This is a genomic window from Gilliamella sp. B3801 (assembly GCF_026536645.1).
Classification (GTDB): Bacteria; Pseudomonadota; Gammaproteobacteria; order Enterobacterales; family Orbaceae; genus Gilliamella; species Gilliamella apicola_I.
Genome location: NZ_JAFNNR010000011.1, coordinates 60,485 through 75,452, shown reverse-complemented (window position 1 = coordinate 75,452; position 14,968 = coordinate 60,485). Strand labels below are relative to the sequence as shown.

The window sequence follows — 14,968 nt, the reverse complement described above, 5'->3', positions numbered from 1 at the left end:
AGTGTAACATAGATAACACTTTGAAACTAAATCATAATTTACATTATTAATTTACACTTACCATTTATGTTCAATACCGATATTTCCTCGATAACCTTGCCGTTTGGTATTTCCAAAATCGTGTTCGTAGCGAGCATCGCCATAAAGATAAGTCTTTTCAAATAAAGGCGTTTTTAACCCAACGCCCAATTCTCCCCATGTACGAGCATAATTTTCACGCAGCTTATCTCTACCTATGGTAACTTGGCTTGGCTTGATAAAGTCATGCAGAATATTACCAATTGCATAGAATGTGGTATGCTGCTCAACTGTTGCTTGGTTATTATTACCCAAACGAATACCGATTCTACCCCGTAATAGATCCTGATTATTTTGATCAACACGACGATATTTATCTTTAAAACTATCTAAATCAACATATTGGTACACTAATTGAACTTGAGGCTCAACTATCCAATAGTCTTTATCAAGATCATTCTGATTTATTTTAAAGGTGTGCCCAGCTTCGGCCGAAATGGCAAATGCCCACCCATTTTGAGTATGTGGATTATTACCATTACGAGCTTCATATTTATTACGTAAATAGGAAAACTGTCCAACTAAATCTAAATAGTTATTCTCTACTGAAAAATAAGTATTGGTTAATCCCAAGCTCAATGATTCTGATTTGCCTTTTCCTGTTCGTTTATTATGGTCAATTATCCCATGTACAGCTCGATATTTATCGGAAAAGTCGGTATGCGCTTTGCTATAGGTTAAATAGATACCTGTATAATTATGACTTCCATCATCACTTACATTATTCAGCAAATCATGACCAAATTGGAATCCATATATATCGCTCTCTAAATTTAATCGATCTTTACCATCTTGTTTTATGTGTTTGCCTAAAATCCTACCCCAAGTTTCACTTAAAAACTCTTCACAAGTATTACAATTGGCTAAATCAAAATTGGTGTATTCTCCCCGACGTTCATGTAAAGAACCAATACTTAAAAATCCTTGTTCCTGATTGACTCTCGCCATAGCAACATATCCTGCTACCGGACTGGCAAAAATGGGTTTAGGTTTAATTGTCGGCGTCGGCGTCGGTGGCGTCGGTGGCGTCGGTGGCGTCGGTGGCTCTGGCGTCGGCGGTTCTGGCGTCGGCGGTTCTGGCGTCGGCGGTGGTGGCGGCGGCGGCGGTGGCGGTGGCGGCGGTGGTGGTGGCGGCGGCGGTGGTGGTGGTGTCGTACCTGCTTGCATAGTCCAGAAATATTCATCACCATCAGCTGTTTGACGTTTTGCTAGTTGAATTTCAGTCGCGCCGTTTGTGTGCGCTTCACCATGAAAATTAAGTTCATTTTTACTTTGTCCTACATAAATCACGGGAACAGTATTTATCACTGCGTCAATTTGACTTATATTACCATCAATCACGTTTTCTGTGCCATTCGCATCTATCGGTATCACTTTAGTCCAACCAGATGCAGTACCTGTGATTTTTAACACATCAGATTGTGAATTCATCGCATAAGTATCGCTGGCATTATTCCACGATGTGTTCAATCTTATTTGAGCATCATTAGATCCGGTATAGTTACCATCGATAGTTAATATATCATTATATTTTTGATGAGATGAATTATCTAAATTAATAATGCCTGAATTGCTATAAACATCAGCTTGTACGATAAAATCATTACCACCATCATCATTATAAGCTGCATTGATTGTTCCACCAGATTCAATTAGAATCGTATTTAATTTTGATATATTATCATTACCTTTTTTTTGCAAATTCCAACGAAAGTCATTAGCTAAATCTAACCAAACTCCTGGTTCTTTATTTATATCAAGAACTTGACCCTCCTCCGCTTTTACTTGCCCTTTGGAAATTAACCCAGTCATACTTCCTTTACCATAAGCATAAAAGCTGACAGAGGAAACTTCATAGTCATCATGTCCTTGTTCAACACCGTTAGCATCATACGTATTAGAAAAAAATTGATAATTAGGTGCAGTGTAATTACCGCTGACGTTGAGAATATAGCCGTCTTGATTAGCATGGAGATCGGTTTCATCACCCATAATTGTAAAATTAACATTTTGTTGACCTTGATCAACAAAAATTAAATCTTTGCGTGCAACAGAACCTTCAATTACGGGATCAGCACTTGTTCCTGTTGTGGTAAATATTGCATTATTTAAACTGATACTCATATTGTGTGATGCAGCTTGTTCAAATTGTCCACTTGAAGTCGCATCATCATGGGTACCAATTTCCAATGCATAACCATTGGTTTTAATGATCGTTTTACTATTATCAAAATTTGCTGTTAATGAAGAATTCCTAACCATTTTGATACCACTACCATTTAAAGCGTTAGTGGTATCAATAGTCAACTCCCCATGTGATTCTAAAATACCTGGCCCCTCACCTGTATTACGGGTTTTTCCCAGTTTAATCCCCACACTATCCCAGTTTAACCTTGAGCTATCATTACCTTTATTAATGATGATAGTGTTTTTCTCTCCTTTCAAAATTACTTTTGGGGTTAACTGACCGTTTCGGCCTTTATTTTCTGCAACCCCATGATTGGTTGGATTGCCCGAAACATAAATACCGATTGAGCGATTTCCCGTTAATGTCATATCTAAATTATCATTGATAATAACTTGTCCTGCAGAACCATCGCCTGAATTATCATAGGCTCCTTGAATTGCTCGAATACCGTTATTTAAAATTGGCTGGGTTTTGCCCCCCTTTGCTGTTTGATTAATTTTCAAACTATCCACTGTGATGGTACTGTATTTACCATTATACGTATCTCTCTCACCGGCATTAACTGACGAACCAGCTAATAAACCATAAGAAGCAACCGTACCACTTGAATTGCCACCACGCGTATAGTTATCATTGATATTTAATTCCACATTTTTTGCAGTCAGATTAACATTGTGATAAGTGGCAAGACCTAGCATGTTACCGTTGTTATTCAATGTAAAATTTAAATTACCTGCATTAATTGATCCGCCCGACACGCCATAGGTATATTGATTAGCCAGACCAGTGTAATCACCGTTTACATTGGCGGTAAGCGTTGTATCACCGACATTGAGTTGTTCATGTAATCGGCTTCGAGTAAGAATATAAAAACTGGCATTACCCGATTGGTTAACGGTCGCTGCGTTAATATTATTACAGCTTGGGCTATTTTGACCGACCAAGTAAGAGCCATCGGCACTGGCGGTACAGTCTAAAGCAAACGAAGAAGCAGAGGTAACTAAAACACTTAATGTTATCATTGCTTTACTTGCTCGTCGTACTAATTCAGAACACACTATAGTAGTACCCGTGATAACATTAAATTTCGTTTGATAAATTTGGTTCATATTAATTTCCTTCAAATTAACGATAAAAAATAAGTACGACAACAAATTACTATCGAGAATGACAACGATTTAATTAAGAACCATCTGAAACTATAGAGAAAAAACAGATTTAAACTGCATATTAATGATTAGCACTGAACTTTTTTAACGACTGTTTCTGTTTTTGACTTGTGATAGCCAAAAAAGCAAAGATTATTTTTTAGGACTTTTTTTCCTAACGATTTGGTTAGTAACACTTCATGCAGTCCAAATGGGCAAAAAAAAGATAATATCCACAAGCGGGTAGATTCCATTGCCTGATTGCATTGAACAAAATTGATATAAGGTTTTTTTTTGTTTAAATAGAGTTGCTCTTGTTCTCGATTGAGATAAGCCCAATTTAAATAACCTAGCGGTTGGTTGTTGTGAATAAATAGAGCAAAATTTTTAGACTGAATAATAGGTAACAAAACGGTTAAAGCGGAGTTTAATTCCGCTTTTTTGTATTCAGGGTTTCGATTCCATAACCAGATCATAGCCCCTAATACCTCAGCTTCATTCCATGAGGTGTCATGATATAAACTCGGTGCAATAATTCTAATCAAGTCTTGCTCAAGACTTTTCATATAGCTTTACCTTTGTTAACATTTACATACAATTGTATTACATAAAAGATAAAAATTCATCAATTTATTTTTTATAAAAAAATAATTAAGATTGATAATCAATTCAAGGCATTAATTAATTTTTAATTAGTTATGAGATGAAGAGTGAATTGAAATTTTTTTGTTAAAACAGTATGAATTATCTTAGAATTGTTTTTATATTTTATTCTTGTGTCTCTACTCCCCTTTATATTGTAAAATTTAATTTAAAAAACTGAGTATTGACTTTTATTATAGTCAATTAAAACACTTTTTTTGACCAATCAAATAACATTAATGAAATAGCGTTAATGGAGTCGATAAAAAAGCATGTGGTAAAAATCAATGCATATAAAAAAAGGTGATGTTACTCACCTCTTTTTTATATTAAAATAACCGATATAAATTAGTTATTTGCATTTTGTTCTTGCGCTGATTGGATCGCCGTTAATGCAATGGTATAAACAATATCATCCACTAATGCACCACGAGACAAGTCATTAACTGGTTTACGCATACCTTGAAGCATAGGACCAATTGAAACAAGATCAGCAGAACGTTGTACGGCTTTATAAGTCGTGTTACCCGTATTAAGATCTGGGAAGATAAATACGGTTGCTTTACCTGCAACTTGAGAATTAGGTGCTTTCGATTTAGCCACATCAGGCATGACAGCAGCATCATACTGTAAAGGCCCGTCGATCATGAGATCTGGACGTTTTTCTTGAGCAATTCGGGTTGCTTCTTTCACTTTTTCAACATCAGCACCTTGACCTGAACTACCGGTTGAATAAGAGATCATTGCAACTCTTGGTTCAATACCAAAGGCAATAGCTGTATCAGCAGATTGAATCGCAATTTCAGCCAGTTCTTGCGCATTCGGATCTGGATTAATTGCACAGTCACCGTAAATATATACTTGGTCAGGCATTAACATAAAGAATACTGAGGAAACTAAAGAACTACCCGGTGCCGTTTTAATTAATTGCAATGGTGGGCGAATTGTATTTGCCGTGGTATGCACTGCACCAGACACTAAACCGTCAACTTCGTTTGCTTCAAGCATCATGGTTCCAAGCACAACGTTATCAGCCAATTGTTCTCGCGCAATCACTTCGGTCATGCCTTTGTTTTTACGTAACTCAACTAAACGCGGTACATATTTTTCACGAATATTTTCAGGATCGACGATTTCAACGCCTTCACCCAATGTCACTCCCTGTGAAGCAGCAACTTTACGCACATCATCTGGATTACCAATTAACACACATTTTGCAATTCCACGCTCTGCACAAATAGCGGCTGCTTTAACTGTTCTTGGTTCATCACCTTCAGGTAATACCACCACTTTTTTCGCATTCCGTGCAAGTTCAGTTAATTGATAACGGAATGCAGGAGGAGATAAGCGACGAACAGAATTCACTACTTGGTTTAGCGACTTGATCCAATTGCTATCAATATGGTCAGCAACAAAGTTTTGTGTGTTTTCCATGCGCTCTTTATCATCAACAGGAATTTCTAAATTAAACTGTTGTAAACAGATTGAAGTTTGGAATGTATTGGTTTTTACCGTAAATACCGGTAAACCTGTATCAAATGCAGGTTGGCATAATTTATAGATTTTTTCATCTATATCATAACCACCTGTTAATAATACCCCTCCAATTGCCACACCATTCATTGCGGCTAAACTGATTGCAACTAAAACATCAACACGGTCAGCTGATGTGACAAGTAATGCATTTGGTTGTAAATGATTAACAATATTTGGCACACTGCGAGAACAAAATGAGATGTGTTTTATACGACGGTTTTTGATCTCACCTTCATTAATGATTTTTGCATCAAAATGTTTGGCAATATCAATTGCACGACATGCACTTAAATCCATATTCCAAGGAATGCAGCCAAGTACCGGTAAAGGACTGTGCGCATTTAAATCGTCGATTGTGATTTTTTTATCATCAAATTTTGGTGTATGATAAATTTCTGCCACATCTGGACGTGCAAGGCTTTGTTCTTCAACGGGGGCATTCACTTTATTGACAATAACACCTACGATTTTTTCATTTTTAATACCGCCAAAATTAGAACGAGCAATTTCGATTCGTTCTTTTAATTGTTCTGGAGTATCTTTACCCATATTAACAACAAAAATAATCTCAGCACCTAATGTTTTAGCAATATTATTATTTAGTTCGTTAGCAAAAGGATAATCACTGGTAGGCACAATCCCTTCAACTAAAACAACATCTGCACCTTTGGTATTTTCAGCATAAAGCGCGACAATTTCTTCCATTAACACATCTTGTTGATTTAAACCTAATAGATTTTCAACATGGCTCATTTTTAGTGGTTTTAAAGCTGGTATAGATGTGTTGCTGCTTACTAAAGTGGTGGTGTTATCGGGCGCATCCCCACCTGCTCTTGGTTGAGCAACAGGTTTGAATACATTTAAGTTAATTCCTTGACGCTCCATTGCTCGAATAACACCAAGACTCACACCTGTTAACCCGACGTTGGTTCCGGTTGGGATTAGCATAATAGTACGAGACATAATCAATTTCCTCTTAATTCTTTATTAAATATAAAAACAAACCGCCATAAAGGCGGTTTTATTTGTCTTTTAAGCAGTTAGACGCGCAGCATCTTGAGCAATGACGAGTTCTTCATTTGTAGGAATAACCATTGCGATTGCTGAACCATCTTTAGTGATTGTGCCACCTTTACCAAAACGTGCAGCTAAATTGCGTTCTTGGTCAAGTTCAAATCCTAAAATTGATAATTTTTGAAGCGCCATACGACGAACTTCTTCTGCATTTTCACCGATACCACCTGTAAAGATAATCGCATCTAAACGACCATCTAATAACATTGCATATCCACCAATGTATTTGACTAAACGATGTACAAATACATCTAGGGCATTTTTCGCATTTTCATCAGTGTCATAGTGATCTGTCACATAACGGCAATCGCTACTTACACCAGTTAAACCTAATAAACCTGATTTTTTATTTAACAAGTTATTGATATCAGCAACAGACATTTTTAAGTTGTCATGTAAGAAGAACATAATTGCAGGGTCGATATCACCACTACGAGTCCCCATGACTAAACCTTCTAACGGAGTTAGCCCCATTGAGGTTTCAACACATTTACCATTTTTAACTGCTGTGATTGACGCACCGTTACCTAAGTGACAAGTGATCACATTGGTTTGATCAACTGGTTTATTTAATAATTTTGCCGCTTCACGGCTAACATAGTAATGACTTGTACCATGAGCACCGTAACGGCGAACACCATGTTTGGTGTATAATTCGTTAGGAATTGCATATAAATATGCTTCTTTCGGCATGGTTGTATGGAATGCCGTATCAAACACAGCCACATTTTTATTTTTCAAATGAGGAAATGCTGCAAATGCTTCACGAATACCGATTAAATGCGCTGGATTATGTAATGGTGCAAATGCCGCTGCTTCTTCAATTCCTTTTAGAACAGAATCATCAATTACAACTGATTGCGTGTATTTTTCGCCACCGTGAACGATTCGATGCCCAATAGATTTAATACTATCTAATAATTCTGGTTTTTGTGGGAAGATGCTATTAACAATAAATTTAATTGCTTCGCTATGTGCTGCTCCTGCGCCTAAAGATGCTTCGTTTTTACTTCCATCAAGTTTCCACTTAATGCGTGCATCAGGAAGATTAAAACATTCAGCTAACCCAGATAAAAATTCATCGCCATTTTCAGGATTGATAATAGCAAATTTTAAAGATGAGCTTCCGCAATTTAGAACAAGAACATTGTTACTTGACGACATAGTAATTCCTATAAATTGAATAAAAAGATATATACCAATCAAAATTGGTAACTCTACACATGATTTAATAATCGATGTGAATATACAAGGTGACTTCTGATATTCTGCATTTTAAGATAAAATAAAGAAAGCCCCTAATTGGATGGCACTATTTTAAGACAATAATAGGTGAATGTCGAGGAATCACAAATTTATGAATTTAGTTAAGGCATTTAAGACTGGTCAACGATATATGGAACTTTGTCCAAAAGATAAAGCACTTTCGTATTCATTTCCCGAATTAAAAATCATAAACCACATAAAAACCGCGAAGAAGTATTTACCCCCAATAATTATTGCGTTAGCTGTTTGGCAATATTATATGCCAGCACAATTAGCGGTGACGATTATCGCAATCTTGTTTGCGTTAAGTTTACCTGTTCAGGGTATCTATTGGTTAGGCAAGCGTTCACAATCTCCATTACCACTCAATTTAGTCGATTGCTATAATCATATTCAATCAAAACTAATTGAAAAAAAAATTTTGGTAGAAAATAAAGAAACGAACGAAAAATTAACCTTCGAATCATTTATGAAGCTGATAACTTTATCAAAAAAGCATTTTGGCAATTACTTTGCTCAAGATGATAGTTCTGAAACTCATTATTAAGATCAAAATAAATGCAGAAACGGCTGGCATCACTAAAAAAACAAATTGATATACTTGAACAACAACTCAATATATCTGAACAACAAAATTATCAAGAACACTATTTTGATGAACACTTATTTAATACCACCAAAATCAATACGGATAACGCTTTTTATTTAGAAAAAATCAAACAAACTTTTCAAGCTTTAGTCAATAATGTGATGAATCAAAAAGATGAACAAATTGTCTATTTGTCTGAAATGTTAGTTAATCAAATCACCGCCCTCACCCGTGAATTAGCGACGCATCAACTTCGTAAAAAAGAAGAATCTAAACTTTCAATTCAAGAAACACTCTCTGAAAAACATTGTCGCCATTTAGATTATTTGCGTCGATTGCAAGAAATGAAATATGAGTTATTACTTTCTGCTGAGTCAATCGATCCTATCAAGATTGCAACACTGGATAATCGTATTTATCGGTGTGAACAAGCGATCAAAAACATTGAACAGGAATTAGATACGGAAAGCGGTATTTATTAAAAAAATGCCAATGCACAAGAAATGAACATTGTTGACTTCGATGAACTTTTTAAATAATCGCTAAATCAACGTCTTGATTTATTGCATTAGTCCTTTGATCAAACATATAGCTAAAATGCATAATGTTATAATGAATAATTAGTATCATCTTTTTGAGTTCTATTTATAATATTAGCTATGATTAGCGATAATGTTCCAATGCTATCCCTTTCTAATATTTTAATAAGGATTTATTCATGGGTAAGATATTTGATGATAATTCTCAAACTATTGGTTATACACCTCTTGTTCGTTTAAAGCATTTTGGTCATGGTAATATTTTAGCTAAAGTGGAGTCACGCAATCCCAGTTTTAGTGTTAAATGTCGTATAGCTTCAAATATGATTTGGGATGCGGAGAAGCGTGGTTTATTAACGCCGGATGTTGAATTGATTGAACCCACCAGCGGTAACACAGGTATCGCATTAGCAGCCGTTGCCGCAGCGCGTGGTTATAAATTAACGTTAACCATGCCTGAAAGCATGAGCATTGAGCGACGAAAATTGTTGAAAGCATTAGGTGCAAATTTAGTTCTAACAGAAGCGTCAAAAGGAATGAAAGGCGCCATTGAAAAGGCTGAGGAAATGGTAGCAAGTAATCCCAAACGTAATATTATGCTACAACAATTTAGCAATCCAGCCAATCCCGAAATTCATGAAAAAACAACCGGGCCTGAAATTTGGCTTGATACTGATGGAAAGATAGATATTTTTGTCGCAGGGGTAGGAACAGGCGGAACATTCACAGGCGTAACACGTTACATTAAAAATACCCAAGGTCGAAATATTACGGCGGTTGCGGTCGAACCAAGCCAGTCACCTGTAATCACTCAAGCACTTGCTGGCGAACCGCTTAAACCAGGGCCACATAAAATTCAAGGTATTGGAGCGGGTTTTATTCCGGCTAATTTGGATTTGAGTTTAATTGATTTAGTGGAAAAAGTATCGAATGAAGAAGCGATCGAAACTGCGCGCATTTTAATGGAAAAGGAGGGAATTTTGGCGGGAATCTCTTCAGGAGCAGCAGTTTTTGCCGCTGATAGATTGGCTAACTTACCGGAGAATAGCAATAAAACCATTGTGGTAATATTACCTTCATCGGGTGAACGTTATTTAAGTACTGACTTATTTAGCGGGATTTTTACCGAAAAAGAATTAGGATGACTTAAAATAAAAGATACCGTCAATTGACGGTATTTAATCCACTTAATTTAGAGATCTATTAATAATTTAAACTGATTAAAATCGTTATTCGTGAATAATGCCAAAATGCCGATAAGCATGCGGTGTTGCAATTCTGCCCCTTGGTGTTCTTTGAATATAACCTTGTTGAATTAAAAAAGGCTCAAGCACATCTTCAATTGTTTCTCGCTCTTCGCCAATTGCAGCAGCAATATTATCTAAACCAACCGGACCACCCATAAATTTTTCAATAATAGCTAGCAATAATTTGCGATCCATATAATCAAAACCTTCATTATCGACATCGAGCATATCGAGTGCTTGGGTCGCTATTTTTTCATCGATAATACCTTTTGATTTTACATCAGCATAATCTCTGACTCGACGTAACAAACGGTTAGCTATTCGAGGGGTACCTCGTGAACGTTTAGCAATTAAATGAGCCCCTTCACAGGATAAATCCATACCCAAAAATTTGGCACTTCGACTAACGATATATTCCAGATCTTCGACACGATAAAATTCAAGCCGTTGTACGATTCCAAAGCGATCACGTAATGGCGATGTTAATGAACCAGCTCTTGTTGTCGCACCAATAAGGGTAAAAGGTGGTAGATCGATTTTAATTGAACGCGCAGCAGGGCCTTCACCTATCATAATGTCTAGTTGATAATCTTCCATTGCCGGATATAAGATTTCTTCAACGACTGGCGATAATCGATGAATTTCATCGATAAAAAGGACATCATTAGGCTCTAAATTAGTTAACATGGCAGCAAGATCACCCGCTTTTTCTAAAACTGGGCCAGAGGTAGTGCGCAAATTAACACTCATCTCATTAGCAACAATATTTGCTAAGGTTGTTTTACCCAGCCCAGGAGGGCCAAAGATAAGAACATGATCGAGTGCATCACTACGCTGTTTTGCGGCTTGAATAAAAATTTTCATTTGCTCACGCACATGAGGTTGCCCGATATATTCATCCAGATACTTGGGACGAATTGCACGATCTAGAGACTCTTCTTCTTTTTGAGCTTGTGGAGCTATTAAACGATCCGCTTCAATCATAATGCTTACCTTTTTATAACGCTGATTTTAATGCTTCACGTATAAGCGTTTCACAATCCATTTCAGGCTTGATAACTTTACTGATTATACGGCTGGCCTCTTGTGGCTTATAGCCTAAAGCAATAAGGGCGGAAACAGCTTCACTTTCAATTTGATTTGAGGATTTTTTGATATTGCCAGTTTCAACAATGGTCATTGAGTCAGATAATTCTTCACCAAAGCGTTTAACACGATCTTTCATTTCCACAATTAATCGTTCTGCCGTTTTAGTCCCCACGCCCGGTAATTTAACCAGCGTTTTGATTTCACCTTGTTCAACCGCCACGATAAATTGTTGAGCCGACATTCCTGATAATATTGCCAATGCTAATTTTGGTCCAACGCCATTCACTTTGATCAGTTCACGAAACAATTCGCGTTCTTGTTCATGATTAAATCCATATAATAATTGGGCATCTTCACGAACAATCAGATGTGTTAAAACGATAACTTCTTGACCATTGTTGGGTAATTCATAAAAACAGGTCATGGGCATAAAAACATTGTAACCGACACCGCCCACATCAATAAGCACTTTGGGTGGCTGTTTTTCTATAATGATTCCGCGTAAACGACCTATCACAATTAATCCTTAATATTGAGTGTTATCAGATTTATCAATGACATGTAACAATGAAAAAAGAATAATTACTCAATCAAATACAGTATTAATGAGTAAAGTGTATGTTGTCATTGATATCGAGTGTATAAACTATTGTTGTTTAGTTTACCTGATGAAATTGAAATAATAAAGAAAAACTGTATAAATAGACAGGCAATAAAAGGAAAAATTTTGCCGACCAATTCGGCAAAATAGTGAGTAGAAACAGCTGATAATTTGCTTAAATTAAAAAGGCATTTTGAAACCTGGTGGTAATTGCATTCCACCTGTAACTTGAGCCATACGCTCTTTTTGAGCTTCATCTAATCGGCGAGTTGCATCATTAAAAGCTGCTGCAATAAGATCTTCTAACATCTCTTTGTCATCTTCATTCAATAATGACGGATCTAACTCAACTCGTTTACAGTTATGAGCGCCATTAATGCTGACTTTAACAATACCTGCACCCGACTCTCCTGTTACTTCTAATTTGGCGATTTCTTCTTGCGCTTGCTGCATTTTTGCTTGCATCTGCTGGGCTTGTTTCATTAAATTACCCAAACCGCCTTTTCCACCTGAAAACATAATTATTCCTCGTTAAATATATTTAGTCCATAATTATACAGGACGAATACTTGTTTCATCAATCTTGGCTTCAAAATATTGGCAGATCATTGCCACTTTTGGATCTTGATTAATTGTCACTTTAGCTTGCGCAAGTTTTTGTTGATAAAGATCTTCACGCATTTCCAAAGGTGTTTTTATCGTTTGATTATCATCAATAATAACGTTAATTTTTAACGGCTTTTGTCGATAATTCGACATCGCTTTTTCTAATTTTGAAATATTTGCTGATGCATTAATGAGATGTTTTACCGCTGATCGCAAATGTAAAACGATATTTTCATCATCTATTTGTTCAATAGAGCAATTTATCGCAATTTGCTTAATTAAAGGCGCAATATCGAGTTGCTCAATTTCGGCACACCATGCGTCTTTTTGCACCATTTCATCAATTAATTTTTTCATCATTTCGGGTGTTTTATCACCATTTAATGATTCGCGAAAACTTTTCGTATCAATGATTAATTCATCTTTGGTTTCAATCAGCCCACACGCCTGCCATTGATAATTTTCTGCGGTAATTTGCTCTTCATCCTCATCGGGCTTATTTAAGTTATTTTCATTTGATTCTACGTGTGAACGTTTGTCTGTGCCATGCGCTAATGATGCATTGATACTCGCCTGAATTGGTTGATTTTTTTCAACCAGTTCAGACTTTTTTTTATTTTGTTCCTCTTGTATTAATTGCATCCGCATTTCTAAAATACTTTTCGTCATTGAAGAGACATCATCTGGGATCGGCATATCGTGTTTAGCCGGTTGTTGCTGATTATTTTGAGAGTGTTTTATTTCAGATTGTGCGTTACTCTCAATACGTGATGTCTTTTCTAACTCAACTTGTTGAAAATTGTGCACTGATTGTGGTGAGCCAGATGCTGATTTTTGATGAATATCAGTCACGGGCGGTACATTAATCATCGAGTCAGATGTGGCGTTTGATATGTCACTCTTACTAGCTGATGCTTGAATAGGTAAAGGCTTTGATGGCTGCGGTGCCTGAACCGTTGGCTTTGTATTTGACACTAACTTATTGTTATCATTAGTTTTGGGTTGAAAAGCTAATGCTCTTAGAAAGCTCATTTCAACACCTATTTTTTTATCGGGTGAATAGGCTAATTCTTTTCGCCCCATTAATAATATTTGATAAAATAACTGAATATCATTTGGCGCAATGTATTGTGCTAAAAAGCGTATTCGTTCTTCATTATCGGTATAATCACCCAATGCTGTTGGTACAATTTGTAATAAAGCGATTTGATGCAAAAGCGTAATGGTTTCAGCCAATAAGTTATCCCAATCCACGCCTTGTGTTGCAGCTGCTTCAATCTGTTGCATCAAAGCATTGCCATCATTTTGATAAAGTGCCTCAACCAATAAAAAAGGAATTGTTTTATCCAGTGTTCCTAACATAACGCTGACTGATTGCGCATCAACAATGCCATTACCTAAGGCAATAGCCTGATCGGTTAAACTTAAGGCATCTCGCATACTACCATTAGCCGCTTTGGCTAATAACTGAATCGCCTTCGGTTCATATTCAATTTTTTCAAGTTGTAAAATGTGAGAAAGCTGTTCCGATATAAGCGAAGTATCAAGCACATTTAAATGTAAATGTAGGCAGCGTGATAATATGGTAATCGGTAACTTTTGTGGATCAGTTGTTGCCAACAGAAATTTAACATGTTCTGGTGGTTCTTCTAATGTTTTTAGCAAGGCATTAAAACTGCTGCGAGATAACATGTGCACTTCGTCAATTAAATAGACTTTAAAGCGCCCTTTAGTTGGCAAGTATTGAATGTTATCTAATATTTCACGTGTATCTTCAACTTTAGTTCGTGAAGCGGCATCAATTTCTAAAAGATCGACAAATCTGCCTTGCTCAATATCACGACAATTATCACATACCCCACAAGGCGTAGCAGTAATCCCAGTTTCGCAGTTTAAGCCTTTAGCAAGTAAGCGAGCAATGGAGGTTTTTCCAACACCACGCGTGCCTGAAAATAGATAAGCATGATGAACCCGACCTAGCGAAAGTGCATTTGATAGAATTTTGAGGACATGCTGTTGCCCTACGACTTCAGTAAATGATTTTGGTCGCCATTTGCGTGCCAGAACTTGATAACTCATATTCACCATTGCGTATAACTAATCAATTTGGCATCAATAATATCATAAAGCGTAAAATTAGTCTTTAAGATGACAGTAAACAATTTACAATACTTTATTGAATGAGAATCCAGTCAATTGTTATTATTGACGTTTATTTTAATGAATGCTTTTAATAAATAGATTATTAATAAGAAATGAATGATAAGAATAAATTAAGTTTGTTGTAGTTAGTTATTCAGAAATATGGGCGTGTTTACTAATACAGATTCATTGTAGTTGAAAATTTGAATCCTGAGTAGATAAA

At 36.3% G+C, this 14,968-nt stretch carries 11 protein-coding genes; 3 read left to right on the top strand and 8 right to left on the bottom strand.

The window, feature by feature from the left end; genetic code table 11:
* Nucleotides 1-57: 57 nt before the first annotated feature.
* The 4 genes from J3U14_RS10090 to J3U14_RS10075 form a co-directional block, all read right to left on the bottom strand.
* Nucleotides 58-3,375, bottom strand: a complete 3,318-nt coding sequence (locus tag J3U14_RS10090) for an autotransporter outer membrane beta-barrel domain-containing protein (RefSeq protein ID WP_267351886.1) — start codon at nt 3,373-3,375, stop codon at nt 58-60.
* Between the two features lie 128 nt (nt 3,376-3,503).
* Nucleotides 3,504-3,980: a toxin-activating lysine-acyltransferase gene (locus J3U14_RS10085; protein WP_267351885.1), complete on the bottom strand. Its 477-nt coding sequence runs from the start codon at nt 3,978-3,980 to the stop codon at nt 3,504-3,506.
* A gap of 424 nt (nt 3,981-4,404) precedes the next feature.
* Nucleotides 4,405-6,555: a phosphate acetyltransferase gene (gene pta, locus J3U14_RS10080; RefSeq protein ID WP_267351884.1), complete on the bottom strand. Its 2,151-nt coding sequence runs from the start codon at nt 6,553-6,555 to the stop codon at nt 4,405-4,407.
* Between the two features lie 69 nt (nt 6,556-6,624).
* Nucleotides 6,625-7,830, bottom strand: coding sequence for an acetate kinase (locus tag J3U14_RS10075; RefSeq protein WP_065558167.1), 1,206 nt, complete (start codon nt 7,828-7,830; stop codon nt 6,625-6,627).
* A gap of 193 nt (nt 7,831-8,023) precedes the next feature.
* Here J3U14_RS10075 and yfbV point away from each other — a divergent pair, with 193 nt between their 5' ends.
* The 3 genes from yfbV to cysK all read left to right on the top strand — a co-directional run bounded on the left by yfbV (nt 8,024) and on the right by cysK (nt 10,205).
* Complete coding sequence (yfbV, locus tag J3U14_RS10070) at nt 8,024-8,479, top strand: terminus macrodomain insulation protein YfbV (protein WP_267351883.1); 456 nt, start codon at nt 8,024-8,026, stop codon at nt 8,477-8,479.
* An 11-nt stretch (nt 8,480-8,490) separates the two neighbouring features.
* Nucleotides 8,491-9,003, top strand: a complete 513-nt coding sequence (gene priC, locus J3U14_RS10065) for a primosomal replication protein PriC (RefSeq protein ID WP_267351882.1) — start codon at nt 8,491-8,493, stop codon at nt 9,001-9,003.
* Between the two features lie 236 nt (nt 9,004-9,239).
* The gene (gene cysK / locus J3U14_RS10060) at nt 9,240-10,205 is read left to right on the top strand and encodes a cysteine synthase A (RefSeq protein ID WP_267351881.1); all 966 of its coding nucleotides are present in this window, start codon (nt 9,240-9,242) and stop codon (nt 10,203-10,205) included.
* An 84-nt stretch (nt 10,206-10,289) separates the two neighbouring features.
* On the opposite strand, the gene ruvB is transcribed toward cysK, so the two are convergent.
* The 4 genes from ruvB to dnaX all read right to left on the bottom strand — a co-directional run bounded on the left by ruvB (nt 10,290) and on the right by dnaX (nt 14,682).
* On the bottom strand, nt 10,290-11,291 hold the full coding sequence (gene ruvB, locus J3U14_RS10055) for a Holliday junction branch migration DNA helicase RuvB (RefSeq protein WP_267351879.1): 1,002 nt from the start codon (nt 11,289-11,291) through the stop codon (nt 10,290-10,292).
* A gap of 13 nt (nt 11,292-11,304) precedes the next feature.
* Nucleotides 11,305-11,913 (bottom strand): Holliday junction branch migration protein RuvA, encoded by a 609-nt coding sequence (gene ruvA / locus J3U14_RS10050; RefSeq protein ID WP_065558172.1) that lies wholly within the window; start codon nt 11,911-11,913, stop codon nt 11,305-11,307.
* Nucleotides 11,914-12,177: 264 nt separating this feature from the next.
* Nucleotides 12,178-12,516: a YbaB/EbfC family nucleoid-associated protein gene (locus J3U14_RS10045; RefSeq protein ID WP_267351877.1), complete on the bottom strand. Its 339-nt coding sequence runs from the start codon at nt 12,514-12,516 to the stop codon at nt 12,178-12,180.
* A gap of 33 nt (nt 12,517-12,549) precedes the next feature.
* Nucleotides 12,550-14,682: a DNA polymerase III subunit gamma/tau gene (gene dnaX / locus J3U14_RS10040; RefSeq protein ID WP_267351875.1), complete on the bottom strand. Its 2,133-nt coding sequence runs from the start codon at nt 14,680-14,682 to the stop codon at nt 12,550-12,552.
* Between the last annotated feature and the right edge of the window lie 286 nt (nt 14,683-14,968).